This window comes from Actinomadura syzygii, from assembly GCF_008085905.1.
Lineage (GTDB): Bacteria > Actinomycetota > Actinomycetes > Streptosporangiales > Streptosporangiaceae > Spirillospora > Spirillospora syzygii.
Genome location: NZ_VSFF01000011.1, coordinates 1 through 22,620, shown reverse-complemented (window position 1 = coordinate 22,620; position 22,620 = coordinate 1). Strand labels below are relative to the sequence as shown.

Annotated in this window: 24 protein-coding genes; 8 read left to right on the top strand and 16 right to left on the bottom strand. The window is 73.5% G+C overall.

What is annotated here, in order from left to right:
• Positions 1–61: 61 nt before the first annotated feature.
• Positions 62–1,048 (bottom strand): carbohydrate kinase family protein, encoded by a 987-nt coding sequence (locus tag FXF65_RS28035; RefSeq protein WP_148353051.1) that lies wholly within the window; start codon positions 1,046–1,048, stop codon positions 62–64.
• 148 nt (positions 1,049–1,196) lie between these two features.
• Positions 1,197–1,559, bottom strand: a complete 363-nt coding sequence (locus FXF65_RS28030) for a HesB/IscA family protein (protein ID WP_148353050.1) — start codon at positions 1,557–1,559, stop codon at positions 1,197–1,199.
• A 239-nt stretch (positions 1,560–1,798) separates the two neighbouring features.
• Between FXF65_RS28030 and nadA the strand changes: the two genes are divergently transcribed.
• Entirely contained in the window at positions 1,799–2,953 is a 1,155-nt protein-coding gene (gene nadA / locus FXF65_RS28025) for a quinolinate synthase NadA (protein ID WP_148353049.1), read from the top strand.
• Between the two features lie 20 nt (positions 2,954–2,973).
• On the opposite strand, the gene pspAB (FXF65_RS28020) is transcribed toward nadA, so the two are convergent.
• From pspAB (FXF65_RS28020) to FXF65_RS27995, 6 genes are all read right to left on the bottom strand, one after another.
• On the bottom strand, positions 2,974–3,570 hold the full coding sequence (gene pspAB / locus FXF65_RS28020) for a PspA-associated protein PspAB (protein WP_148353048.1): 597 nt from the start codon (positions 3,568–3,570) through the stop codon (positions 2,974–2,976).
• A 1-nt stretch (position 3,571) separates the two neighbouring features.
• On the bottom strand, positions 3,572–4,465 hold the full coding sequence (locus FXF65_RS28015) for a M48 family metalloprotease (protein ID WP_148353047.1): 894 nt from the start codon (positions 4,463–4,465) through the stop codon (positions 3,572–3,574).
• A 68-nt stretch (positions 4,466–4,533) separates the two neighbouring features.
• Positions 4,534–5,103 carry a PspA-associated protein PspAB gene (pspAB, locus tag FXF65_RS28010; RefSeq protein ID WP_148353046.1) on the bottom strand — a complete coding sequence of 190 codons (570 nt, stop codon included), beginning with the start codon at positions 5,101–5,103 and terminating at the stop codon, positions 4,534–4,536.
• Between the two features lie 3 nt (positions 5,104–5,106).
• Positions 5,107–6,024, bottom strand: coding sequence for a zinc metalloprotease HtpX (gene htpX / locus FXF65_RS28005; RefSeq protein ID WP_148353045.1), 918 nt, complete (start codon positions 6,022–6,024; stop codon positions 5,107–5,109).
• Positions 6,025–6,148: 124 nt separating this feature from the next.
• Positions 6,149–6,427, bottom strand: a complete 279-nt coding sequence (pspAA, locus tag FXF65_RS28000) for a PspA-associated protein PspAA (RefSeq protein ID WP_148353044.1) — start codon at positions 6,425–6,427, stop codon at positions 6,149–6,151.
• Positions 6,424–7,230 carry a PspA/IM30 family protein gene (locus FXF65_RS27995; RefSeq protein ID WP_246178820.1) on the bottom strand — a complete coding sequence of 269 codons (807 nt, stop codon included), beginning with the start codon at positions 7,228–7,230 and terminating at the stop codon, positions 6,424–6,426. The genes pspAA and FXF65_RS27995 overlap by 4 nt, the downstream gene beginning before the upstream one ends.
• A 132-nt stretch (positions 7,231–7,362) precedes the next feature.
• On the opposite strand from FXF65_RS27995, the gene FXF65_RS27990 reads away from it, so the two are divergent.
• Together FXF65_RS27990 and FXF65_RS27985 are read left to right on the top strand one after the other, a co-directional pair.
• A complete protein-coding gene (locus FXF65_RS27990; RefSeq protein WP_148353043.1) occupies positions 7,363–7,941 on the top strand; it encodes a DUF3043 domain-containing protein in 579 nt (192 codons plus the stop codon).
• 90 nt (positions 7,942–8,031) lie between these two features.
• A complete protein-coding gene (locus FXF65_RS27985; RefSeq protein WP_148353042.1) occupies positions 8,032–9,033 on the top strand; it encodes an aldo/keto reductase family protein in 1,002 nt (333 codons plus the stop codon).
• Positions 9,034–9,093: 60 nt separating this feature from the next.
• On the opposite strand, the gene FXF65_RS27980 is transcribed toward FXF65_RS27985, so the two are convergent.
• Complete coding sequence (locus FXF65_RS27980) at positions 9,094–9,291, bottom strand: hypothetical protein (RefSeq protein ID WP_148353041.1); 198 nt, start codon at positions 9,289–9,291, stop codon at positions 9,094–9,096.
• Positions 9,292–9,346: 55 nt separating this feature from the next.
• A complete protein-coding gene (locus FXF65_RS27975) occupies positions 9,347–10,210 on the bottom strand; it encodes a DsbA family protein (RefSeq protein ID WP_187412538.1) in 864 nt (287 codons plus the stop codon).
• 65 nt (positions 10,211–10,275) lie between these two features.
• Here FXF65_RS27975 and FXF65_RS27970 point away from each other — a divergent pair, with 65 nt between their 5' ends.
• Both FXF65_RS27970 and FXF65_RS27965 read left to right on the top strand, forming a co-directional pair.
• On the top strand, positions 10,276–11,220 hold the full coding sequence (locus FXF65_RS27970) for a bifunctional adenosylcobinamide kinase/adenosylcobinamide-phosphate guanylyltransferase (protein WP_148353039.1): 945 nt from the start codon (positions 10,276–10,278) through the stop codon (positions 11,218–11,220).
• Positions 11,217–11,975, top strand: a complete 759-nt coding sequence (locus FXF65_RS27965; RefSeq protein ID WP_148353038.1) for an adenosylcobinamide-GDP ribazoletransferase — start codon at positions 11,217–11,219, stop codon at positions 11,973–11,975. Before FXF65_RS27970 ends, FXF65_RS27965 begins: the two co-directional genes overlap by 4 nt.
• Here FXF65_RS27965 and FXF65_RS27960 read toward each other — a convergent pair.
• The 6 genes from FXF65_RS27960 to FXF65_RS27935 are packed head-to-tail and all read right to left on the bottom strand — an operon-like array spanning position 11,953 to position 18,758.
• Positions 11,953–14,697 carry a fumarate reductase/succinate dehydrogenase flavoprotein subunit gene (locus tag FXF65_RS27960; RefSeq protein ID WP_148353037.1) on the bottom strand — a complete coding sequence of 915 codons (2,745 nt, stop codon included), beginning with the start codon at positions 14,695–14,697 and terminating at the stop codon, positions 11,953–11,955. The genes FXF65_RS27965 and FXF65_RS27960 overlap by 23 nt on opposite strands.
• Positions 14,697–15,485 carry an ABC transporter ATP-binding protein gene (locus tag FXF65_RS27955; protein WP_148353036.1) on the bottom strand — a complete coding sequence of 263 codons (789 nt, stop codon included), beginning with the start codon at positions 15,483–15,485 and terminating at the stop codon, positions 14,697–14,699. The genes FXF65_RS27960 and FXF65_RS27955 overlap by 1 nt, the downstream gene beginning before the upstream one ends.
• Complete coding sequence (locus FXF65_RS27950; protein WP_148353035.1) at positions 15,485–16,291, bottom strand: ABC transporter permease; 807 nt, start codon at positions 16,289–16,291, stop codon at positions 15,485–15,487. The genes FXF65_RS27955 and FXF65_RS27950 overlap by 1 nt, the downstream gene beginning before the upstream one ends.
• Positions 16,288–17,700, bottom strand: coding sequence for an ABC transporter substrate-binding protein (locus FXF65_RS27945; RefSeq protein ID WP_148353034.1), 1,413 nt, complete (start codon positions 17,698–17,700; stop codon positions 16,288–16,290). Before FXF65_RS27945 ends, FXF65_RS27950 begins: the two co-directional genes overlap by 4 nt.
• Before the next feature lie 23 nt (positions 17,701–17,723).
• Entirely contained in the window at positions 17,724–17,951 is a 228-nt protein-coding gene (locus FXF65_RS27940; protein WP_131763497.1) for a 4Fe-4S dicluster domain-containing protein, read from the bottom strand.
• A 39-nt stretch (positions 17,952–17,990) separates the two neighbouring features.
• Positions 17,991–18,758: a GntR family transcriptional regulator gene (locus FXF65_RS27935; protein WP_148353033.1), complete on the bottom strand. Its 768-nt coding sequence runs from the start codon at positions 18,756–18,758 to the stop codon at positions 17,991–17,993.
• 202 nt (positions 18,759–18,960) lie between these two features.
• Between FXF65_RS27935 and FXF65_RS27930 the strand changes: the two genes are divergently transcribed.
• The 3 genes from FXF65_RS27930 to FXF65_RS27920 form a co-directional block, all read left to right on the top strand.
• A complete protein-coding gene (locus FXF65_RS27930; RefSeq protein ID WP_148353032.1) occupies positions 18,961–20,505 on the top strand; it encodes a leucyl aminopeptidase in 1,545 nt (514 codons plus the stop codon).
• A gap of 142 nt (positions 20,506–20,647) precedes the next feature.
• Positions 20,648–22,090 carry a dihydrolipoyl dehydrogenase gene (gene lpdA / locus FXF65_RS27925; RefSeq protein WP_148353031.1) on the top strand — a complete coding sequence of 481 codons (1,443 nt, stop codon included), beginning with the start codon at positions 20,648–20,650 and terminating at the stop codon, positions 22,088–22,090.
• Between the two features lie 35 nt (positions 22,091–22,125).
• A partial coding sequence (locus FXF65_RS27920) for a biotin/lipoyl-containing protein (protein ID WP_342787566.1) occupies positions 22,126–22,620 on the top strand: 495 nt, incomplete at its 3' end.

Below are 22,620 nucleotides of genomic sequence, written 5' to 3'. Positions count from 1 at the left end.
CACTGGGACCGAACGAGGAAGGGCCGCGCCGTCCGGCGCGGCCCTTCCTCATGTCGCGTGGCTACGGGTTGGGGCAGGCGATGTGCGGCTCGACCTCCGCGGCGGCGGACGCGCCGTAGGCGGCGGTGAACCGGTCGAGGAACGCCCGGCGGCCGAGCGAGTACTCCTGCGGCCCGGCGGCCTCGAGCGCGTGCGCGGCGATGGCGTTGCCGACCTGGGCGGCGCGTTCGAGCGGCAGCCCCCACGCGGTGGCCGACAGGAACCCGGCGCGGAACGCGTCGCCGACGCCGGTCGGGTCGGCGACGTCGGTGACCGGGACGCAGGGGACGTGCAGCCCCGGCTCGCCCTGGCGGTCGATGACGACGCCCTTCGCGCCGAGCGTGGTGACCCGGACGCCGACGCGGGACAGGATCTCCTCGCTCGTCCAGCCGGTCTTCTCCTCGGCGAGGGCCTTCTCGTACTCGTTGCTGAACAGGTACGCGGCGCCGTCGATGAGGCGGCGGACGTCCGCGCCCTCCATCCGGGCGAGCTGCTGGGACGGGTCGGCCGCGAACGCCAGCCCGCGGCCGCGGCACTCGTCGGTGTGCCGCAGCATCGCCTCGGGGTCGTTCGGGCTGACGACGACGAGGTCGAGCCCGCCGACGCGGTCGGCGACCGGCTGCAGTTCGATCGAGCGGGCCTCGCTCATCGCGCCCGCGTAGAACGTGGCGATCTGGTTCTGGTCCTGGTCGGTGGTGCACAGGAACCGGGCGGTGTGGTGGATGTCGGACACGTGCACGGACGCCGTGTCGACCGCGTGCCGTTCGAGCCAGGAGCGGTAGTCGGCGAAGTCGTCACCGACGGAGCCGACGAGGATCGACTCCTTGCCGAGGCTCCCCATGCCGAAGCAGATGTTGGCGGCGATCCCGCCGCGGCGGATCTGCAACTCGTCCACCAGGAAGGACAGCGACACCCGGTCCAACTGGTCGGGCAGGAACTGGTCGGTGAACCTCCCGGGGAAGGTCATCAGATGGTCGGTCGCGATGGAACCGGTCACGGCGATGCGCACGGCGTCGCTCTCCTCGTGGTGGGTCGTCGAACAGTACTTCCCATCGCACCACACGTCCCGCCCGGTGCGCAGCCCGGCATGGGAACAGCGGGCATCGGAACGGGGCGGCCCGGACCCGTGGTCCGGCGCCGCCCCTCCCGAGACTCGCTCAGTTGAAGGAGTCGCCGCAGGCGCAGGAACCCGACGCGTTCGGGTTGTCGATCGTGAAGCCCTGCTTCTCGATCGAGTCGACGAAGTCGATGGTGGCGCCGGTCAGGTACGGGGCGCTCATCCGGTCGACGCGCACGTCGAGGCCGTTGAAGTCCTGGACGACGTCGCCGTCCATCTCCCGCTCGTCGAAGAAGAGCTGGTAGATCAGGCCGGAGCAGCCGCCCGGCTGCACGGCGACACGCAGCGCAAGGTCGTCGCGGCCCTCCTGCGCGAGCAGGCCCCTGGCCTTCTCGGCGGCGGCGTCGGTGAGGACGACGCCCTGCTGCGTGGTCTCCTGCGTGGTCTCGCCTGAAACCGTCATGTGTTCAGCTCCCGGGTCTCGCTGCGCCGCACGCTGCGGCGGACTGTCGCTTGTCCTCCAGGACGTCGTCGCACGCCCCTTCCCGTAGGACAACGTACCTCGCTACAAGGCCATTCCGCTTATCGCCCATGTCTAACGCCCCGGAACGGTGCGGTCTACGTCACACGCCGGTACGTCCGGGGATGTGCCATCATTAGTCGTCAAAGCGACGATAAGCCCTCGCCGCGAAGGGAGAGGCCGTGACCACCCCAGTGCGTGACCTTCCTCTGCTGCTGCTCGGCAGCGGATCCGACCCGGCCAGCGAGCGCGGCGTGGACTGTCCCGGCGAGCTGCCGCCCGCCTCCGACCCGGCGCTGGTGGAGCGCGCCCGCGCCGCCAAGGCCGCCCTCGGCGACCGGGTCTTCGTGCTCGGCCACCACTACCAGCGCGACGAGGTCATCCAGTTCGCGGACGTCACCGGCGACTCGTTCAAGCTCGCGCAGCAGGCGGCGGCGCGGCCCGAGGCCGACTATGTCGTGTTCTGCGGCGTGCACTTCATGGCCGAGTCCGCCGACATCCTGACCGCCGCCCACCAGCGGGTGATCCTGCCCGACCTCGGCGCGGGCTGCTCGATGGCCGACATGGCGACCTTCGACCAGGTCGAGGAGTGCTGGGACGTCCTGGAGGACGCGGGCGTCGCGGGCGACGTCGTCCCCGTGACGTACATGAACTCCTCCGCCGACATCAAGGGCTTCGTCGGACGGCACGGCGGCGTGGTGTGCACCTCGTCCAACGCCAAGCGCGCTCTGGACTGGGCCTACTCCAAGGGCAAGAAGGTCCTGTTCCTGCCCGACCAGCACCTCGGGCGCAACACCGCCGTCCTGGAGATGGGCTTCTCGCTGGACGACTGCGTCGTCTACAGCCCGCACCGCCGCGACGGCGGCCTTACGCCCGGCCAGATCCGGGACGCGAAGATGATCCTGTGGCGCGGGCACTGCTCGGTGCACGGCCGGTTCACCAAGGAGTCGGTGGACGACGTGCGGGCCCGCGTTCCGGGCGTGAACGTCCTGGTGCACCCCGAGTGCAAGCACGAGGTCGTCACCGCGGCCGACGAGATCGGCTCGACCGAGTACATCATCAGGGCGATCGAGGCCGCCGAGCCCGGGTCGTCCTGGGCGATCGGGACGGAGCTGAACCTCGTCCGGCGGCTCGCGAACGCCCACCCGGACAAGAACGTGATGTTCCTCGACAAGACCGTCTGCTACTGCTCGACGATGAACCGCATCGACCTGCCGCACCTGGTCCTGTCGCTGGAGTCGCTCGCCGCCGGACGGGTCGAGAACGTCATCGAGGTGGACCCGGACACCGCCCGCCACGCCCGCGCCGCCCTCGACCAGATGCTCGCCCTCCCCTAGCCCGAGCGGGCCGGCGGGGGTCAGAGGCCGGGGGCGTCCCAGACGGGGAACCAGCGGGCCCGGTCGGGCTCGATCGGCAGCTCGCCCTCCAGCGCCTCGCGGACGCGCGTCTCGACCGTGTTGTTGCGGCGGACCGTCCCCGGCTCGCCGGACGGGCGCGGCGCGAACGGGTAGAACGTCCCCCGGCCCGGCGTGTGGACGAGGACGCAGCGCTGCCGGTCGCCGTCCCGCCGGAACGCGACCGCCGAGCACAGCAGGTAGCCGCCGTACCCGGCGGCGGTGAGCGTGGCGCAGACGACGTGCAGGTCGGCGACCAGGCGGTCGAGCTCGTCCGGGGGCCGGGTGACGCGCACCCAGCCCCAGCCGTGCGGGTCGGCGGTCAGGCCCGTCGCGCGGGCCCCGTCCCCGGCGAGCAGCCCGGCGACGTCGCGCTGCGCGCGGCCGAACGCGCCGAACGGCCCGCCCTCCACGAGGCGGTGGCAGACGCCCGCCTCCCCGGACGGGACGAGCCCCGTCGCCGCCGCCAGCGCCGCCGCCGCGGACGGGACCCCGAACAGCCGGTCGAGGTCGGGCGGCGCGGGCGCGGGACGGCCGCGCAGCCCGGCCGGGATCCGCATGTCAGCCGCCGCTCTCGAACCGGAAGGACAGGGCCGCGAGCCGCTCCGTCCGCCGCTCCAGCGTCGGATGGCTGGACAGCAGGCCGAGCGCCCCGCCGCCGGCCGCCGCCACGCAGCGGGCGCTCACCGGGCGCAGCGCCCGCCGGTCGCCGCGGGACGCGTCCCGCATCCCCGCGTGGACCTTCCCGAGCGCGGACGCGAGGTCGGCCGGACGCCCGGTCAGCAGCGCCCCCGTCGAGTCGGCGCACAGCTCCCGGTGCCGGGACAGCGCGAGCCCGGTCAGCGTGCCCGCGACGCCCAGCACGGTCGCGGCGGCCCCGAGCGGCAGCAGGACGGCCCCGGAGACCAGGGCGGCGGCGCGCCGGGCGCCGCGCCTGCCGCGTCCGGTGAGGAGGCCCGTCCACCAGCGCAGGAACAGGCCCGCGCACATGCCGGGGAAGGACGCGACGGCGGTGACGAGCACGTCCCGGTTGGCGACGTGCGCGGTCTCGTGGGCGAGGACGGCGGCGACCTCCGCCGGGTCCAGCCGGGCCCGCAGCCCCTCCGTCACGCAGACGACGGCCGAGCCGGGCCCCGACCCGGCGGCGAACGCGTTCGGCAGGTCCTGGCCGGACACGGCGAGCCGCGGCTTCGGCAGCCCGGACGACATGCACAGCCGGTCGAGCACGGCGTGCAGCTCCGGCTCGTCCTGGGACGTGACGAGCCGCGCGTCCATCGCGTACAGGGCGAGCCGGTCGGCGGCGCGCACCGAGCAGACCGCGACGGCCAGCGCCGCCGCCACCGCCGCCGCGCCCCAGACCGGCCCGGCCAGGAACGCGGGCAGGACGGCGCCCGCGTACACGAGCGCGACAAGACCCACCGTGGCCAGCATCCGCCAGCCCAGACCCCTGTCCATGAAAGGACGTTAGAACGTTCCCGGGAGGCGGTCAGCGTCTCATGACACAGACGGCCGTGACGGGATGATCACAGGCCGGGGGCGCCCCAGACGGGGAACCAGCGGCCGAGGTCGTCCTCGAAGGGCAGGTCGGCGCCGACCGCGCCGCGGACCTGGAGTTCGAGCGCGTTGTCGCGCTTCTCCCCCGGCAGCGGCGCGAACGGGTAGAACGTGCCGCGCTTGTAGAGGTAGACGAGCGCGAGCCGCTGCCCGTCGGGCCCGCGGAACCCGGCGAGCGAGCACAGCAGGTGCGGGCCGAACCCGCCGGACTCCAGCGTCGAGTTCACCGCGTGCAGGTCGGTGACGAGGTCGGGCAGCTCCTCCGGACGGTGCGTGGCGAGCAGCCACGTGTAGCCGTACTTGTCGGTGCTGATCTCGACCTTGGGGCCCTCGTCGGCGTCCAGCAGCTCCTGGACGTCCTGCTGCAGCCGCGCGAACGCGCCGCCCTCCGCCGCGCGGAAGCACACCGAGCCCTGCCCGGTGGGCTTGAAGCCCGTCCCGGCCTCCAGCGTGATCGCGGCCGACGACAGCCCGAACAACTGGTCGAGGTCGGGCTTGGCGGGCTTGGAACGACCGAGGAGGGTGTCGAGGAAACCCACGGATCAGACTCCCCTGCTGAGCTCGGCGGAGATCTTCGAGAGCTGCGCGAGCCGCTTGTCGAGCGTCGGGTGCGTGGAGAACAGCGACGAGACGCTGAAGCCCCTGCCGAGCGCCGGAGTGAAGAAGAAGGCGTTGAACGCCTGCGCGGACCGCAGGTCGTTGGTCGGGATGCGGGCGATCTCGCCGCTGACCTTCGTCAGCGCGCTGGCCAGCGCGGACGGGCGTCCGGTGAGCAGCGCGGCGGCCCGGTCGGCGGACAGCTCGCGGTACCGCGACAGCGCGCGGGTGAGCAGGAAGCTGACCGCGTAGGCGAGCGCGCTCGCCGCGACCACGGCGAGCAGGATCAGCCCGGTGTTCTGGTCGTTGCTGCGGCGGCTGAACCCGCCCCACAGCCCCATCTGCAGGCCGAAGCGGGTGATGAGGCCCGCGCAGATGCCGAGGAACGACGCGATCGTCATGACCGCGACGTCCTTGTGCGCGACGTGCGCCATCTCGTGCGCGAGGACGCCCTCCAGCTCGACCGGGTCGAGCCTGCGGAGCAGCCCCGTGGTGACGCAGACCACGGCCTTCTTCTGGTTGCGCCCGGTGGCGAACGCGTTCGGCACGTCGGTGTCGGCGATCGCGACCCGCGGCTTCGGGGCGTCCGACATCGCGCAGATGCGGTCGATGACGCCGTGCAGTTCGGGCGCCTCGTCCGGCGTGACGACCCGGCCGTGCATGGCGAAGAGCGTCATCCGGTCGGAGAAGAAGTACTGGGCCATCAAGAAGACGACCGCGATGGCCAACGCGACGAAGGCCCACTGCGGCACGAAGACGAAGAACGCTCCCACGAAGACGACGTAAACCAGCCCCAGCAGGAACATCGTCACGAGCATCCGCGAGGTCAGCCCCCGGTCGGAGGCATAGCGCGTCCTGGCCATGCGGCCACCCCCTGTACTTGCCCGACACCGTATTCACTTGTCATAACGACCTGGACCCGGTTTTTGTGCCTGGCTGTCCGGTCGCAGCCCGGCGGCCGGGTCGGTCGGGTCCGGTCGGCGGCGCTCAGTCGGGGATCAGCCCTTCGTCGCCCAGCATGGCGCGGACCTCGTCGATGTGCGCGTCGGCGGGCGGCAGGATCAGCTCCGACGGCGCCAGGCTGTCGGCCGGCAGCGGCCTGCCCACCTTGCGGACGTTCTCCAGCAGCGCGTGCAGGGCCGCGCGGAAGGCCGTCTCGTCGCCCGTCTCGATCGCCGACTCCAGCTCGGCGTCGAGCGTGTTGAGGGAGGACAGGTCGGCGTCGGCGACGTCGAGCTGCCCCTCGCCCATCAGGCGGACGATCACTGCGCACCCCCGGGGTTCTGCGGCCACTGGGCCTGCTGCGGGGAGTCCTGCTGCTGCGGATGGGCCGTCGGCGCGCCGCCCTGGTTCAGCTCCTTCGGCGCGGGACCCTGGCCGAGCTCGGCCTTCAAACGCTCCAGTTCCAGATCGACGCCGGGGCCGGAGCCCATCCGGTCGAGCTCGGCCTGGATGTCGTCCTTCGGGCCGGAGAAGTCCTCAAGGGCGCCGGACGCCAGCAGCTCGTCGATCGCCCCGGCGCGGGCCTTCATCGTGTCGGTCTTCTCCTCGGCCCGCTGGATCGCGAGGCCGACGTCGCCCATCTCCTCGGAGATGCCGGAGAACGCCTCGTTGATCTTCGTCTGCGCCTCGGCGGCGGTGTAGGTCGCCTTGATCGTCTCCTTGCGGGTGCGGAAGGAGTCGACCTTGGCCTGCAGCCGCTGGGAGGCGAGCGTGAGCTTCTCCTCCTCGCCCTGCAGCTGCTGGTACTGGCCGCGCAGGTCGTTCAGCTGGCTCTCCAGCCCGGACCGCCGGGTCAGCGCCTCGCGGGCGAGGTCCTCGCGGCCCACCTGCAGCGCCTTCTTGCCCTGGTCGGTCAGCTTGGTCTGCTGCTGCTCGAGCTGGTTGATCTGGAGTTCGAGACGCTTGCGCGAGGTGGCGACGTCGGCGACACCCCGACGGACCTTCTGCAGCATCTCCAGCTGTCGCTGGTAGGAGTAATCCAACGTCTCGCGAGGATCCTCCATGCGGTCCAGGGCCTTGTTCGCCTTGGACTTGAAGATCATCGACATTCGCTTCATCACGCTCATCGCGCGGCGCCGGTCCCTTCGTGCTGTCGCCTCAGTCGTGAACTGGGCTCAATGACCACTGCTGGGGTTCTTATCACCCTACGCGTTAACGCGCGAGGCAGCCACGATGTTCGCAGCCGGTAGTCTGATCCCGTGTTCAAGCGTCGTACCCCGGAAGCCCCGGCGAATCCTCCTGAGGTAGTAAAGACGGGAGGCAAGGGACGTCCCACGCCGAAGCGTCGGGACGCCGAGAAGCTGCGTCGGCAGCCGATCACCGCGCCCCCGGCCAACCGCAAGGAGGCGTACCGGAAGGTGCGCGAGCGGCAGGCGGCCGACCGCGCCAAGACCCGCGCCGGGATGGCGAAGGGCGACCAGAAGCACCTGCTCAAGCGCGACAAGGGCCCGGTCCGCAAGCTCGCCCGCGACTACGTGGACGCGCGCCGCACGATCGGCTCGTACCTGATGTACGCGATGTTCGCGATCGTCCTGCTGAGCATGCTGCCGATCCCGCTGGCCCGGCTGCTGGTCCTGTTCGTGCCGCCGTTCCTGCTGGTCGCGGTGTTCGTGGAGGGCATCCTGATCAGCCGGGGGATCAAGAAGCTGGCGGCCGAGCGCCACCCGGACGAGGACGCGCGCGGCGTCGGGCTGTACGCGGCGATGCGGGCCATGCAGATCCGGCGGCTGCGGGTGCCGAACCCGCAGGTCCGGGTCGGCGAGAAGGAAAAGGTCTGACCCGGCCGGCGCGCTCTCGGACGCTCGTCCGGGAGCCGGCGGCGCGGGCGGGGCGAAGGGCCCGGTGCGCGGCGGACTAGGGTCGTGGCCATGGAGTTCCGAAACCTGGGCCGGAGCGGTCTGAAGGTCAGCGAGATCGCGTACGGCAACTGGCTCACCCACGGCTCCCAGGTCGAGGAGGACGCGGCACGCGCGTGCGTGCGGGCGGCCCTCGACGAGGGGATCACCACCTTCGACACCGCGGACGTGTACGCCGGCACGCGCGCCGAGGCGGTGCTCGGCCGCGCGCTGAAGGGGCAGCGCCGCGAGGGACTGGAGATCTGCACGAAGGTCTACTGGCCCACCGGTCCCGGCATGAACGACCGGGGCCTGTCGCGCAAGCACATCCTGGAGTCGATCCACGGGTCATTGCGCCGCCTGGAGACCGACTACGTCGACCTCTACCAGGCGCACCGGTTCGACTACGAGACCCCGCTGGAAGAGACGCTGCGGGCGTTCGACGACCTCGTCCGGCAGGGCAAGGTCCTCTACATCGGCGTGTCGGAGTGGCGGGCCGAGGAGATCGAGCGCGCTCTCAAGATCGCGGACGAGATGGGCCTCGACCGGATCGTGTCGAGCCAGCCGCAGTACTCGATGCTGTGGCGGGTGATCGAGGAGGAGGTCGTCCCGCTGTCCGAGCGGGAGGGCGTCGGGCAGATCGTCTGGTCGCCGATCGGGCAGGGCGTGCTGACCGGCAAGTACCTGCCGGGGCGGCCGCTGCCGGAGGGGTCGCGCGCCACCGACGACAAGGGCGGCGCCGACATGATCAAGCGCTACCTGAACGACGACGTGCTGACCCGCGTGCAGCGGCTCCGGCCGATCGCGGACGAGCTCGGGCTGTCGATGGCGCAGCTCGCGATCGCGTGGACGCTGCAGAACCCGAACGTTTCGGCGGCGATCGTGGGGGCGTCCCGTCCGGAGCAGGTCGCCGACAACGTCAAGGCGGCCGGGGTCAAGCTGGACGAGGACGTGCTGAAGCGCATCGACGACGTGCTCGGCCCGGTCGTCATCCGCGACCCGGCCAAGACCGGCAGCCCGCCGCGCCGCCCCTGAGCGGCCGCGCGAATTGGACGGGGACGGGCCGTCGGCCCGTCCCCGTCCCCGTGTGCGGGGTCATTCAGGGTCGTGCAGGCTCATCCCGTACACGACCGACTCGCCGTCCAGCAGGGTCACCGTGTCGACGTCGTCGGCGCGCAGCCCCCGCCAGTTCTCTCCCAGCCAGCTCTCCGCGTCCGCCTGGGTGGAGAACGTCTCCTCCGACATGCCGACCGTCCGCCCGTCGGCCTTCTCCAGCCGCCAGCTCCACGCCATCGTGTTCGTCCTCCCTCGTCGCGGTGAGATTAGCCCGTCCCGCCCGGCGCGGGGATCAGGACGCGGCCTCGATGGCGCGGCGGAGGGCGTCCGCGCTCTCGGTGTCGGACGTGCTCAGGGCCCGTCCGTTCACCCGCACGCTGGGCGTGGCCTGCACGCCGGACGATATGTAGCCCTGGCTGACCGTCCTGACACTTTCCGCGTAGCGCTGATTCTCGACGCACGCCGTGAACCCGTCGTCGGTGAGCCCGAACGGCCGCGCGTAGGCGACCAGTTCGGCCGTCGCGTACCCCCGGGTCTCCAGGCTCGGCGGCTGCCGGGCGTAGAGGGCGTCCTGGTAGGAGAGCCAGCGGGCGCCGTCGCCGACGCAGCGCAGCGCCGACGCCGCCCGGAGGGAGTTGTCGTGCGCGGGCTGGTTGCCCTCGCCGAAGATGACCATCGGGTGGAAGACGACCTTGGCCCGTCCCGCCACGGCCAGTTCCTTGAGCATCGGGTCGTGCATGCGGTCGAACGCGCCGCAGTGCGGGCAGGCGAAGTCCTCGTAGATGTCGACGACCGGGGACGTCACGCCGGGCCGGGCCATGACGAGGCTCCCGTCGGCGAGCGGGGTGGCCTCCGCGCCCCCGGCGATCTGCCCGACCTGGAGCCGGACGTCGCCTCCTCCGCCGCCCCCGCCGCCCTTGTCGTCTCCGCTCTGCGCCACCAGCACCACGACCCCGACCAGGACCAGCAGCAGGACGAGACCGCCGCCGATCAGCAGGAGCGCCGGTCCGCCGCCGCTCCTGCGCGGGGGCGGCGGGGGGCCGAACGGTCCGGGCTGCCAGCCTCCGGGCGGCGGCGGGCCGTAGGGCGGCTGCGCGCCGGGACCCGGGCCCGGAGCCGGACCGCCCGGCCACGGCGCGTTCGGGGGGTTGCCCACCGGGGCCTCCTCGGGGGGACGTCGTGAGCCTTCCAGCCGAGCGTAACCGTAGAGTTCCGGTCGAGATGGACATCGAGCTTCGCGGCGTGGCCGCGTCCGGCGGGTGGCCGGAGCCGGGGTGCCGGTGCGCGTCCTGCGGGCGGCTGCGCGCCGCCGGGACCCGGTACGGGCCGTTCGGCGCGGTCGTCGACGGCGTCCCGCTGGACGACCTCCCGCGCGCGGACGTCCACGGCGGCTACGAGGTGCGCGCTCCGCGCGGCGGACGGGCCCTTGTCGCGGCCGCTCCGGGGGCGAGGCCGGAGCCGGTCAGGGGCGTCGCGTACGACGCCGTCCTGCTGGATCTGGTGGGCTCGCCCGAGCATCTGGGCTATCTGCGCCATGTCGGAGCGGTGACGTCCGGGACGGAGATCCTGGCGGTCCACGTCGACCACCGCGTCTCCTCCCCGGCGGAGCTGGAACGCAGGACGGCCTTCTGGCGCCGTCCTGATCATGGCCCGTTCCGGACACTCCTGCTCGGCGGCACCCGCTCGGGCAAGTCGGCGGAGGCGGAACTGCGCCTGGCCGCGTGCGCGGACGTGCTTTACGTCGCCACCGGCCCGTCCCGCGACGACGACCCGGAGTGGACGGATCGCGTCACCGCGCACCGGCTCCGCCGTCCGGCGTGGTGGCGCACCGTCGAGACGACCGATCTCGTAGGCGTGCTGAAGTCGGCGACCGGCGCGGTCTTGGTGGACGGCATCGGGACCTGGCTCGCCGCCGCGATGGACGAGGCCGGGGCCTGGGAGCACCCGCCCCTCGTGCAACCCGTCCTGGACGACCTCGTGTCCGCCTGGCGCGGCACTGAGGCGCGGGTGGTCGCGGTGAGCGAGGAGGTGGGGCTGTCTCTCGTCCCCACGACGGCGTCCGGACGGGTGTTCGGCGACCTGCTGGGCGGGCTCAACCAGCGGCTCGCGGCCGAGTCCGAGGAGGCGGCGCTGGTCGTGGCGGGCCGCGTGCTGGAACTCGGATGATCGCCGGGCTGCGGCTGGCGGTCACGCTCCTCACGATCGTGCCGGTCGGGTCGGAGCGGGTCGACCGCGGCGCCGCGCGCTCGGCCATGCTGCTCGCGCCCGCCGTCGGGCTGATCACCGGCGGCGCCGCCGCGCTCGTGCTCCTCGCGGGCGACCTGCTGGAACTCAACGGCCTGCTCGCGGCCGCGCTGGCGGTCGCGGCGAGCGCGACCGTGACGCGGGCCCTGCACCTGGACGGCCTGGCCGACCTCGCGGACGGCCTCGGCAGCGGCCGTCCCGCCGCCGACGCGCTGGCGATCATGAAGCGGTCCGACATCGGGCCGTTCGGCGTCGTCACACTGCTGCTGACGCTGCTCGTCCAGGTGACGGCGCTGGCGGCGGCCCCGCATCCGGCCGTCGCGGCGCTGGTCGCGGCCGTGACGGGACGCCTCGCGCTGCCGTGGGCGTGCCGCGCCGGGGTCCCGTCCGCGCGTCCGGGCGGGCTCGGCTCGCTGGTGGCGGGCACCGTGCCGGCGCGCGCGGCGGTCGCCGCGACGGCCGCCGTGCTGGCGGCGGCGGTCGCCGCCGGGACGGCCGCCGGAGGGCTCGGCGGCGCCCTGCACAGCGCGGCGGCCGTCGGCTGCGGCGCGGCCGCCGCGCTGCTCCTGCTCCGCCGGGCCGTGCGCAGGCTCGGCGGCGTGACGGGCGACGTCCTCGGCGCGCTGGTCGAGGTCGCCGCCACCGCCGCGCTCATCACCCTGGCGACGCTGCCCTGACGTCGGACGCCGCCCCGACCTCGGACGTCGCGCCGGCCCCGGCCAGCGCGTGCCGGGCGTGGGCGCGGACGTCGGCGTCCGGGTCGCTGCGCGCCCGGTCCAGCGCGGACGCCGCCTCGGGGACGTCCCGGAACCCGGCGAGCGACAGCACGGCCGCCTTCCGGACGTCCAGGTGCGCGTCGTCCAGGGCCTTGGCGAGCGGCCCGGCCGCGACGTCCGGGGGCGCGGCGGCGAGGCCCCGCGCAGCGCCCGCGCGGACCTGCCAGGCCGGGTCGTGCAGGGCCGCGAGGGCGGCCTCGGCCAGCGGCGGCGGGCAGCCGATCCCCGCGGCCGCCTCCAGCGCCGCCGCCCGCACCAGCGCGTCGCCGTCGGCGAGGAGGCGGCCGAGCGACCCGGCCGCCGCCGGGTCGCCGACCGTGCCGAGGCCGTGCGCGACCGCCACCCGCACCTCCCTGGACGGGTCGTCGGCGGCCCGTCCGAGCGCGTCCGCCGCGTCGTGCGCGACGAGCCCCCGGACGGCCTGGATCCGCACCCGGTGGTCGGCGTCGTGCAGCGCGCCGCCGAAGACGTCCGGGGAGCCGAGCCGCAGGGCGCGCAGGACATCCAGGACGGCGGCCCTGACCAGCGCGTCCCGGCTGCCGAGCGCGGGCGCGAGGCCGGCCCGCAGCGCGTCGGTCGCGGGCAGCACCTCGACCAGCTCGCGCAGCGCGGTCGCGGCGGCCCGGCGGACCGAGCCGTGCGCGTCGCCGAGCGCGGCCGCGAGGGCCCCGGCGACGCCGTCCGGCGCGACCTCGGTGAGCGTGGCGACGGCCGCGCGCCGCACCTTCGGGTCGGGATCGTCGAGGTAGGGGGCGATCTCGCCGACGCCGGGCCCGGTCTCGGCGAGCCGCTGGAGTTCGAGGAGGCGCGGCGACCGCCCGATCGGCCGCGCCTCCCCGACCGGACGCGCCGGGCCGTCCGCGCGAGCGGCGGCGGGGGCCGCGGACGGCTCCGGCGCGAGCACCACCGGTTCCCCCGGCTCGGGGACGGCGAACCCGTCGACCGGCACCAGGTACGGGGCGACCGGACGCTTGACGAACTCCATCGCCCCGTCGTCCCGGCGCCGCAGGTTCAGGTGGTACATCCAGGTCGCGTCGTCCCGCTCGGGCAGGTCGGCGCGGTCGTGGTAGAGCCCCCAGCGGCTCTCGGTGCGGGTCAGCGACGAGCGGGCGGCCATCTCGGCGCAGTCGCGGATGAACGTGACCTCCGCGCAGCGCATCAGCTCGTGCGGGGTCCGCGCGCCCATCGCCTCGATCTCCGCCTCCATGCGCGTGAACGTCTCGACGGCGATGTCGAGCTTGGCCCGCGTCTTCGGCGGCGCGACGTAGTCGTTGACGAAGCGGCGGAGCTTGTACTCGACCTGCGGCTGCGGCGGCCCGCCCGGGTTGCGCAGCGGGCGGTAGATCAGCTCGTGCGCGGCCCGGACCTGGTCCTCCGGCAGCGCCGCCCGCTCCCCCAGGTTCGCGGACGCGTCCGCCCCCGCGAGGTCGCCGAACACGAACGCGCCGATCATGTAGTTGTGCGGGACGCACGCCAGGTCGCCCGCCGCGTACAGGCCGGGGACGGTCGTGCGCGCGTTCTCGTCCACCCATACCCCGGACGCCGAGTGCCCGCCGCACAGCCCGATCTCGGAGATGTGCATCTCCACGTCGTGGGTGCGGTAGTCGTGGCCGCGTCCCGCGTGGAACGTGCCCCGGGTCGGGCGCTCGGTCGTGTGCAGGATGCCTTCGAGGGACGTCAGCGTCTCGTCCGGCAGGTGCGTGAGCTTGAGGTAGATGGGGCCGCGCGCGGAGTCGATCTCCCGCTTGACCTCCGACATCATCTGCCCGGACCAGTAGTCGCAGTCGACGAACCGGGTCCCCTCCGCGTTGACCTGGTAGCCGCCGAACGGGTTCGCGACGTAGGCGCAGGCGGGCCCGTTGTAGTCCTTGATGAGCGGGTTGATCTGGAAGCATTCGATGCCGCTCAGCTCGGCGCCCGCGTGGTAGGCCATGGCGTGGCCGTCGCCCGCGTTGGTGGGGTTCTCGTACGTCCCGTACAGGTAGCCGGACGCGGGGAGCCCGAGACGTCCGGACGCGCCCGTCGCCAGGATCACGGCCTTGGCCGAGACGGTCACGAACTCGCCGCTGCGGGTGTCGAACCCCACCGCCCCTACGGCGCGTCCACCGGACGTCAGGACGCGCACCGGCATGACCCTGTTCTCGATCCGCACCTTCTCCCGGATGGACCGCTGCCGCAGCACCCGGTAGAGCACCTTCTTGACGTCCTTGCCCTCCGGCATGGGCAGGACGTACGAACCCGACCGGTGAACCCTGCGGACGGCGTACTCGCCGTGCTCGTCCTTCTCGAACTTCACGCCATACCGTTCGAGCCGCTTCACCATCGCGAACCCGCGCGTGGCGGTCTGGTGGACGGTCCGCTGGTCCACGATGCCGTCGTTGGCGCGGGTGATCTCGGCGACGTAGTCCTCGGGCGTGGCCTTGCCGGGGATGACCGCGTTGTTCACGCCGTCCATGCCCATCGCGAGGGCCCCCGAGTGCCGGACGTGCGCCTTCTCCAGCAGCAGCACGGACGCGCCGTGCTCGGCGGCGGTGATGGCGGCCATCGTCCCGGCCGTGCCGCCGCCGACCACCAGGACGTCGCAGCTCAGCTCGCGCCGCTCCGCCACGGGCGGGATCTCCATCAGACGGCCTCCTTCAGGCGAGACGCACCGGCGCCGAGCGCGGCGAGGACCGCGTCGCGGGACGCCGGGACGGGGAACTCGGCCGCGACCCCGTCGGGGCCGAGGACGACGACGCGGTGCCCGAGCAGCAGCGCCTCGTCCACGTCGTGGGTGACGAACACGACCGTCGCGGGGGCGCCGTCGAGCACGTCCAGGAGGAGCCGCTGCATGGACGCGCGGGTCTGCGCGTCGAGGGCGCCGAACGGCTCGTCCATGAGGACGGCGCGTGGCCCGGCGGCGAGCGTCCGGGCGAGCTGGACGCGCTGCCGCATCCCGCCGGACAGCTCGCGCGGCAGCCGCCCGGCCGCGTCCGCGAGCCCGACCCGGCCGAGCCAGCCGAGCGCGGCCCGGCGGCGCTCGCGGCGCGGCACGCCGCGCAGGGCGAGCGCCAGCTCGACGTTGCGGCGCGCCGTCCGCCACGGCAGCAGGGCGTCGTCCTGGAACATCAGCGCGCGGTCGGCGGACGGCCCGGAGACCTCCGCGCCGTCGGCGAGGACGCCCCCGGACACCGGCCGCAGCAGCCCCGCGAACGCGCGCAGCAGCGTCGACTTGCCGCAGCCGGACGGCCCGAGCACGACGAGGATCTCCCCCGGCGCGACGTCCAGGTCGAGCCCGGCGACGACCGACCGCCCGCCGTACCCGAGCGTGAGCCGCTCGGCCCGCAGCGCCAGCCCGCGCCGCGCCCCCCGGTGCGGTGCTCCCTGCGAGGGGGCGCCCCCCCGCGCCCCCCGGTGCGCTTCGCCAGTCATCAGCGCTCCCCCTCCCGCGGCAGCCATCGGGTGAGGCGGCGGCCCGCCAGCTCCACGGACGCGGAGGTGAGCCAGCCGAGCAGCCCGATGGTCGCCATCCCGACGAGCACGCCGGGGTAGTCGACGATCGTGTACGCCTGCCAGGTCCGGTAGCCGACGCCGAAGTCGCCGGAGATCATCTCGGCGGAGATCACGCAGATCCACGCGACGCCCATCCCGATGGACAGGCCGCCGAACACGCCGGGCAGCACCCCCGGCAGGACGACCCGGGCCAGCACCCGCCACCGTCCGCCGCCGAGGGTGCGGACCGCGTCCTCCCAGACGACCGGGAGCGCCTTGACCGCGTGCCTGGTGCTGACCAGGACGGGGAAGAACGCCGCCGCGAACGTGATGAACACGATCCCCTGCTCGTTCGCGGGGAACAGCAGGATCGCGACGGGGACGAGCGCGATCGCCGGGATCGGGCGGGCCACCTCGAACAGCGGCTGCAGGACGTCCCCCACCCAGCGGGAGCGCCCGGTGGCGACGCCGAGCGCGACGCCGAGGACGGCCGCCAGCGCGAACCCGGTGAGGATCCGCACGAGGCTCTGCGTGACGTCCTGCCAGTACTGCCCGTGCTCGACCTGCCTGCCGAACTCCCGGACCACGTCCACCGGGCCGGGGAACCGGTCGAAGCGCACCCAGACGCGCAGGTCGGCGGCGGTGACGAGCTGCCACACGCCGAGCGCGGCCAGCAGCGACGCCGCCCGGACGGGCCACCGGTACAGCCCGTCGCGGCGGGGCCGGGTGCGGTGCAGTCCGCTCATGCGCGCCGCACCGCCTCGGCGTACGGGACGACCTTCGCCCCCGAGTGCGCGGACACGTACTTCTGCGCGCCCTCCGGCGTCGCGAACGGCTTGAACCGTTGCCCGCCCTTCGCGGACGGGTCCTCGACCCAGACGTCCTTGTCGGCGAACCAGCGCGTCCCGGCGGCGGCGTCGGGGATGTAGACGGCCCTGATCTGCTTGCCTTCGCCCTGCAACGCCCGGACGTTCTTCAACAGGCACACGGGGTCGGCCACGGGACGGGTCGTGGGCTCGCCCTTCACCCACACCTCACCGGCGGTCTTGGGGTCGTCCACCTTTTTCTTGCAGACAGAGTCGTCGCCGGTGATGGCGGCCGGGTTCACGGTGGAGGCGGACTCCTGGTCGTAGGACGGCCCGACCACTTTCCTGATGTAGGCGTCGTTGACGAACGGGTCCACCTTGAGCGGCGTCTGGATGACGCCTAGCGACTTGAGGAACGGCACGTCCTGGACGAACGCGGCCCGCAGTTCCTTCTTGATGGTGGGGTCGAACGTCGCCACGCCGCCCGCGCCGTTGTAGAGGTACACGGTCTCGACGGGCAGGCCGGTCGTCGCCGCCACCGATTCCGCCGCCTGCAACGGGTGGGCGTGCAGGTAGTTCGTCGCGTCGATCTGCGCCTGCAAGAACGCCTGCAGTATCTCGGGCTTCTCCTTCGCGTAGCCCTTGCGGACGACCACGCCGTGGAACGTCGGGACGTTCAGGTCGCCGCCGTCGTAGAGCAACCTGGCCTGGCCCTTGTTCACCAGGAGTCCGGGCCAGGCGACGAACTGGGCGAAGGCGTCCGCGCTGCCCGCCTGGAGCGCGGACGCCCCCACGGTCGGCTGCTGGTTCTCCACCTTCACGTCCTTGGACGGGTCGAGCCCGTACTTGCGGGCCGCCCGGACGAACGTCCCGTGCCCGGCCGATCCGACGCTGGCGGAGACCGTCCCGCCCTTCAGGTCGCGCAGCGTCTTCGCCTTCGAGCCGGGCGCGACGACCACGCCGTTCAGCGAGCCGCGCAGGTTGTAGCCGGTGACCGACACCCACTCGGTCTCGGCGTCGCCGCCCTGCGCCTGCGCCCGCGACCCGTTGATCAGCAGCGGGTAGTCGCCCATCGAGCCGATGTCGATCTTCCCGGCGAGCATCTGCGCGGTGATCGGCGCGCCGGTGTCGTAGTCGCGCCAGACGACGGAGTGCTTCCCGCCCACCTCCTTCAGGCGCTTGTCGAAGTAGCCGAGCGAGCGCAGGAGGGTCCCGGCGGTGACGGTGTTGATGGTCTTGGACTGGTAGCCCACGACGATCTCCCCGGACCCGCCCCCGCCGGACGCGTTGCCCGCGACGGTGCAGCCGGCGAGCAGGGGGAGGAGCGCGAAAACGAACGGCCTTCTCATCGGGCGTCTCATTGGGGCGTCCTTCAGCGCAGGAGGTACGGCATGTTCACGGTCACGGCCCCGGTCGGACAGCGGTCCGCGCACGGGCCGCAGTACCAGCACTCGTCGACGTGCATGTACGCCTTGCCGGTCTCGGGGTGGACGGCCAGCGCGTCCAGCGGGCAGACGTCGATGCACAGCGTGCAGCCGTCGATGCAGAGGGCCTCGTCCACCGTCACCGGGACGTCGGCGCGGTTCTCCACCAGGGACATGGGGTGCTCCAGTCGGGAAGGAAGGCGCGTCGGGGCGCGTCAGGGAAGGGGGCGGCGCAGGGTGCCGCTCATCGCGATGCGGTCGCCGCGGAACCGGATGAACTCCAGGTCGACGGGACGGCCGTCCGCGAGATGGGTGAGCCGTTCGAGCATCAGCAGGGCCGCGCCGCGCGGGGCGTCCAGGGTCGCGGCCGAGTGCGGGTCGGCGTTGACGGCCTCCAGCGTGACCTCGGCCAGCCCGAGGCGCTGCCCGGCGATCCGTTCGAGCAGGACGAAGATGTCGTTGCGCGCGAGGTCCTCGCCGAGCAGCGGTTCCCCGAGGTCGCGCGCGATGTAGGTGAGGTCGAGCGAGAGCGGCAGCCCGTTCAGCCGCCGGATCCGCTCGATGTAGACGACCGGTTCGCGCGGCGGCGTCCGCAGCCGGTCCGAGATCTCCGTCGACGGCGTGATCAGCCCCGTCGTGCGGACCTCGTTCTCGACCTCGCCGTGCTCGCGCAGCGTCTCGGCGAGGCCGAGCAGCCGCTCCAGCCCGTGCGGGTACTTCGCGGCGACGGCGAGCGTGCCGACGCCGGGGCACCGCTCGACGAGCCCCTCGGCGCGCAGCAGGTCCAGCGCCTCCCGCACCGTGTTGCGGGACGTGCCGAACTCGCGGACGAGGTCGGCCTCGGCGGGCAGCGCGCCGCCCTCGAACCGGCCGTCCAGAACCTGGCGGCGGAGCACGTCCGCGACCTGCCGGGCGCGGTCCGCGCGCAGCCGCCGCGCGTCCGCCAGCGTGAGCCGCCCGGCGGCGGAGTTCGTCCTGGTCACGGCGTTAACCTACTAAATCCATCGGAATAGGTGAATAGAGGACGAGCTCCGCCAGGGAAAACGTCCGCGGCACCCCCCGCGACCTGCGGCGGGACGCCGCGCCCCGGCCGTTCCGCCACCCCCCGGGCGCCGCCGCGCCCTCCCCCGGGCCCGCGAAGGGGGCTTCGGCACGCCTTGCCGTACCCCGGGTCCAGGGCGGGCAATGCTTGATCCAAAAGGGCGAAACCGGTCAACGGGAGGACTAACATCGTGCTACGTGACGAGCATCAGCCTTGACGGCGCATCCCTTGCCAGCATTGACGTCGACGCGGTAGTGATCGGGGTCGCCCCGGCCGAGCAGGGGGTCGCGCCGGCCGCGGGCGCCGCCGACCTCGACGCCGCGCTGGACGGACGCCTCGCCGAGGCCCTCGCCGCGCTCGGCGCCGCCGGCAAGCCCGGCGAGGTCGTGAAGCTGCCCGCGCTGGGCGCCGTCGCCGCCAGGTTGATCGTCGCCGTCGGGCTGGGCGAGGACCCGTCCGCCGAGGACGTCCGCCGCGCCGCGGGCGCCGCCGTCCGCGCGCTCGCGGGCACCGCCCGGGTCGCCGTCGCACTGCCCGCCGACTCCGCCGACGACGTCGCCGCCGTCGCGCTCGGCGCGCTGCTCGGCGCCTACTCCTTCGACGCCTACCGCACCGGCGACAAGCACAAGAACCCGGTCGAGGAGATCCGCCTCGCCGGTCCCGGCGCGTCCGCGTCCGGCGCGGAGGACGCCGTCGAACGGGCCCGGGTGCTCGCCGAGTCCATCAAGCTCGTCCGCGACCTCGTCAACACGCCGCCGTCCCACCTCTCCCCCGAGGACCTCGCCGGTGAGGCCGAGCGCGTCGCCGGGGAGACCGGGCTGTCCATCGAGGTGCTGGACGAGAAGGCCCTCGTCGAGGGCGGCTACGGCGGCATCGTCGGCGTCGGGCAGGGCTCGGTCAACCCGCCGCGGCTCGTCCGGCTCGCCTACTCCCACCCCGAGGCGACGAAGACGCTCGCCCTCGTCGGCAAGGGCATCACGTTCGACTCCGGCGGCCTGTCCCTCAAGCCCTCCGAGGCCATGGACTGGATGAAGTCCGACATGGGCGGCGCCGCCGCGGTGCTCGGCGCGCTCGCCGCCATCGCGCGGCTCGCGCCGAAGGTCGACGTCGTCGGCTACCTCGCGATCGCCGAGAACATGCCGAGCGGCACCGCGCAGCGCCCGTCCGACGTGCTGCGCATGTACGGCGGCAAGACCGTCGAGGTCCTCAACACCGACGCCGAGGGGCGGCTCGTCATGGCCGACGCCATCGTCCGCGCCGGCGAGGACTCCCCCGACCTGCTCGTCGACGTCGCGACCCTCACCGGCGCGCAGCTCGTCGCGCTCGGCACCCGCACCGCGGGCGTGATGGCCAACGACGACGACGTCCGCGAGAAGGTCGTCGCCGCGGCCGGCCGGGCCGGGGAGGCCGCCTGGGGGATGCCGCTGCCCGCCGAGCTGCGCAAGGGCCTCGACTCCGCGGTCGCCGACATCGCCAACATCAGCGGCGAGCGCTGGGGCGGCATGCTCGTCGCCGGGACGTTCCTCAAGGAGTTCGTGCCGGACGGCGTCCGGTGGGTCCACCTCGACATCGCGGGCCCGGCGTTCAACAAGGGAGAGCCCTACGGCTACACCCCGAAGGGCGGCACCGGCGCCGCCGCCCGCACGCTCGTCGCCATCGCCGAGGACCTCGCGGCCGGCGTCCTCTGACCGGGCCGGGACGCCCCGGAGAGGCCGCGCCGAAAAAGGACGGACCGGAATTCCACGGGGGGCCGCCCACCGGCCCTGACGAAGAGCAGAATAGATTTCTCATGGCGGCGGGGGCCCGGAGACGTCGCGCCCCGCCGCGCCCATGGCGCCTCGACCCACGCGGCGCCACCACCGGGAAAGGGAGCGTCCAGTGGCCAACAGCGGCCCCTTCGACATCGTCGTCCTGGGAGCCGGCAGCGGCGGATACGCGTGCGCGCTGCGCGCCGCCGAGCTCGGCAAGTCCGTCGCGCTGATCGAGCGGGACGAGTCCCTGGGCGGCACCTGCCTCAACCGCGGCTGCATCCCGACCAAGGCGCTGCTGCACGCGGCGGAGATCGCCGACCAGTCCCGCGAGGCCGCCAAGTTCGGCGTGAAGGCCACCTTCGAGGGCATCGACGTGGCGGGCGTGAACGCCTACAAGGACAAGGTCGTCTCCACGACCGTCAAGGGCCTCACCGGGCTGATCAAGACCCGGGGCATCGAGGTCGTGCACGGCACCGGGCGGCTCACCGGCCCCACCACGGTCGAGGTCGTCACCGCCGACGGGCAGGCCCGCACCCTTGAGGGCGCGCACATCGTGCTCGGCACCGGCTCGCAGCCGAAGACGCTGCCCGGCCTGGAGATCGACGGCGAGCGCGTCATCTCCAGCGACCACGCGCTGCGGCTCGACCGCGTCCCCGGCTCGGTGGTGATCCTCGGCGGCGGCGTGATCGGCGTCGAGTTCGCCAGCGTGTGGCGCTCGTTCGGCGCGGACGTCACGATCGTCGAGGCGCTGCCGCACCTGCTGCCGCTGGAGGAGGAGTCCAGCTCCAAGCGGTTGGAGCGCGCCTTCCGCAAGCGCGGCATCAAGTTCGAGGTCGGCACCCGCTTCGAGGGCGCCAAGCCGACGCAGGGCGGCGTGTCCGTCACCCTCGAAGGCGGCAAGAACATCGACGCCGAGCTGCTGCTCGTCGCGGTCGGCCGCGGGCCGGTCTCCGACGGCATCGGCCTCGCCGAGGCCGGCGTCGAGACCGAGCGCGGGTTCGTCAAGGTCGACGAGTACTGCCGGACGAGCGTCCCCACGATCTCCGCCGTCGGCGACCTGATCCCGTCCCCGCAGCTCGCGCACGTCGGCTTCGCCGAGGGGATCCTCGTCGCCGAGCGGCTCGCCGGGCTCGGCCCGGCCCCGATCGACTACGACGGCGTCCCCCGCATCACCTACTCCGACCCCGAGGTGGCCTCGGTCGGCATCACGTCGGCCACGGCCCGCGAACGCGGGTACGAGATCAAGGAAGTCACCTACGACCTCGCGGGCAACCCCAAGAGCAAGATCCTTGGGACGCAGGGCGAGGTCAAGGTGATCGCGGCCGTGGACGGTCCCGTCCTCGGCCTGCACATGGTCGGGGCGCGCGTCGGCGAGCTGATCGCCGAGGGGCAGCTCATCTACAACTGGGAGGCGCTGCCCGGCGAGGTCGCGCAGCTCATCCACCCCCACCCGACCCAGTCCGAGGCGGTCGGCGAGGCGCATCTCGCCCTCGCCGGCAAACCACTGCACGTACACGGCTGACAAGCCGCCAAGTATCTCGAAGGAGTCGCTGAGACATGCCGGTCTCCGTCACCATGCCCCAGCTCGGCGAGAGCGTCACCGAGGGCACCGTCACCCGCTGGCTCAAGAAGGAGGGCGAGCGCGTCGAGACCGACGAGCCGCTCCTCGAAGTGTCGACCGACAAGGTCGACACCGAGATCCCCTCCCCCGCCTCGGGCATCCTGACCAGCATCACCGTCGCCGAGGACGAGACCGTCGAGGTCGGCGCGGAGCTGGCCGTCATCGGCGACGAGGGCGACGCGCCGTCCGGCGGCGGCGCCCCCGCGGCGGAGGAGCAGCAGCAGGAGCCCGCGCAGCAGGACCCGGCGCGGCAGGAGCAGGCCGCCGCGCCGCAGGCCGAGGCCCCGCAGGGCCCGCCGCCCGCCGCGTGGCCGCCGCCCGCCCAGCAGCAGCCGCCCGCGCCGCCGTCCCCGGCGCCCGCCCCGGCCCAGCAGGCCCAGCAGCAGGCCCCGCAGCAGCCGCCCGCGGCGCCGGAGCCGGCGCCCGCGGCC

Bases quoted from the DNA above. Each gene is read 5' to 3' on its own strand.
- FXF65_RS28030 (WP_148353050.1), bottom strand. From the start codon at position 1,559: ATGACGGTTTCAGGCGAGACCACGCAGGAGACCACGCAGCAGGGCGTC.
- pspAB (WP_148353048.1), bottom strand. From the start codon at position 3,570: ATGCGGATCCCGGCCGGGCTGCGCGGCCGTCCCGCGCCCGCGCCGCCC.
- FXF65_RS28015 (WP_148353047.1), bottom strand. From the start codon at position 4,465: ATGGACAGGGGTCTGGGCTGGCGGATGCTGGCCACGGTGGGTCTTGTC.
- htpX (WP_148353045.1), bottom strand. From the start codon at position 6,024: ATGGCCAGGACGCGCTATGCCTCCGACCGGGGGCTGACCTCGCGGATG.
- FXF65_RS27995 (WP_246178820.1), bottom strand. From the start codon at position 7,230: ATGAGCGTGATGAAGCGAATGTCGATGATCTTCAAGTCCAAGGCGAAC.
- FXF65_RS27985 (WP_148353042.1), top strand. From the start codon at position 8,032: ATGGAGTTCCGAAACCTGGGCCGGAGCGGTCTGAAGGTCAGCGAGATC.
- FXF65_RS27980 (WP_148353041.1), bottom strand. From the start codon at position 9,291: ATGGCGTGGAGCTGGCGGCTGGAGAAGGCCGACGGGCGGACGGTCGGC.
- FXF65_RS27970 (WP_148353039.1), top strand. From the start codon at position 10,276: ATGGACATCGAGCTTCGCGGCGTGGCCGCGTCCGGCGGGTGGCCGGAG.
- FXF65_RS27965 (WP_148353038.1), top strand. From the start codon at position 11,217: ATGATCGCCGGGCTGCGGCTGGCGGTCACGCTCCTCACGATCGTGCCG.
- FXF65_RS27960 (WP_148353037.1), bottom strand. From the start codon at position 14,697: ATGGAGATCCCGCCCGTGGCGGAGCGGCGCGAGCTGAGCTGCGACGTC.
- FXF65_RS27955 (WP_148353036.1), bottom strand. From the start codon at position 15,485: ATGACTGGCGAAGCGCACCGGGGGGCGCGGGGGGGCGCCCCCTCGCAG.
- FXF65_RS27950 (WP_148353035.1), bottom strand. From the start codon at position 16,291: ATGAGCGGACTGCACCGCACCCGGCCCCGCCGCGACGGGCTGTACCGG.
- FXF65_RS27945 (WP_148353034.1), bottom strand. From the start codon at position 17,700: ATGAGAAGGCCGTTCGTTTTCGCGCTCCTCCCCCTGCTCGCCGGCTGC.
- FXF65_RS27940 (WP_131763497.1), bottom strand. From the start codon at position 17,951: ATGTCCCTGGTGGAGAACCGCGCCGACGTCCCGGTGACGGTGGACGAG.
- FXF65_RS27930 (WP_148353032.1), top strand. From the start codon at position 18,961: ATGCTTGATCCAAAAGGGCGAAACCGGTCAACGGGAGGACTAACATCG.
- lpdA (WP_148353031.1), top strand. From the start codon at position 20,648: ATGGCGCCTCGACCCACGCGGCGCCACCACCGGGAAAGGGAGCGTCCA.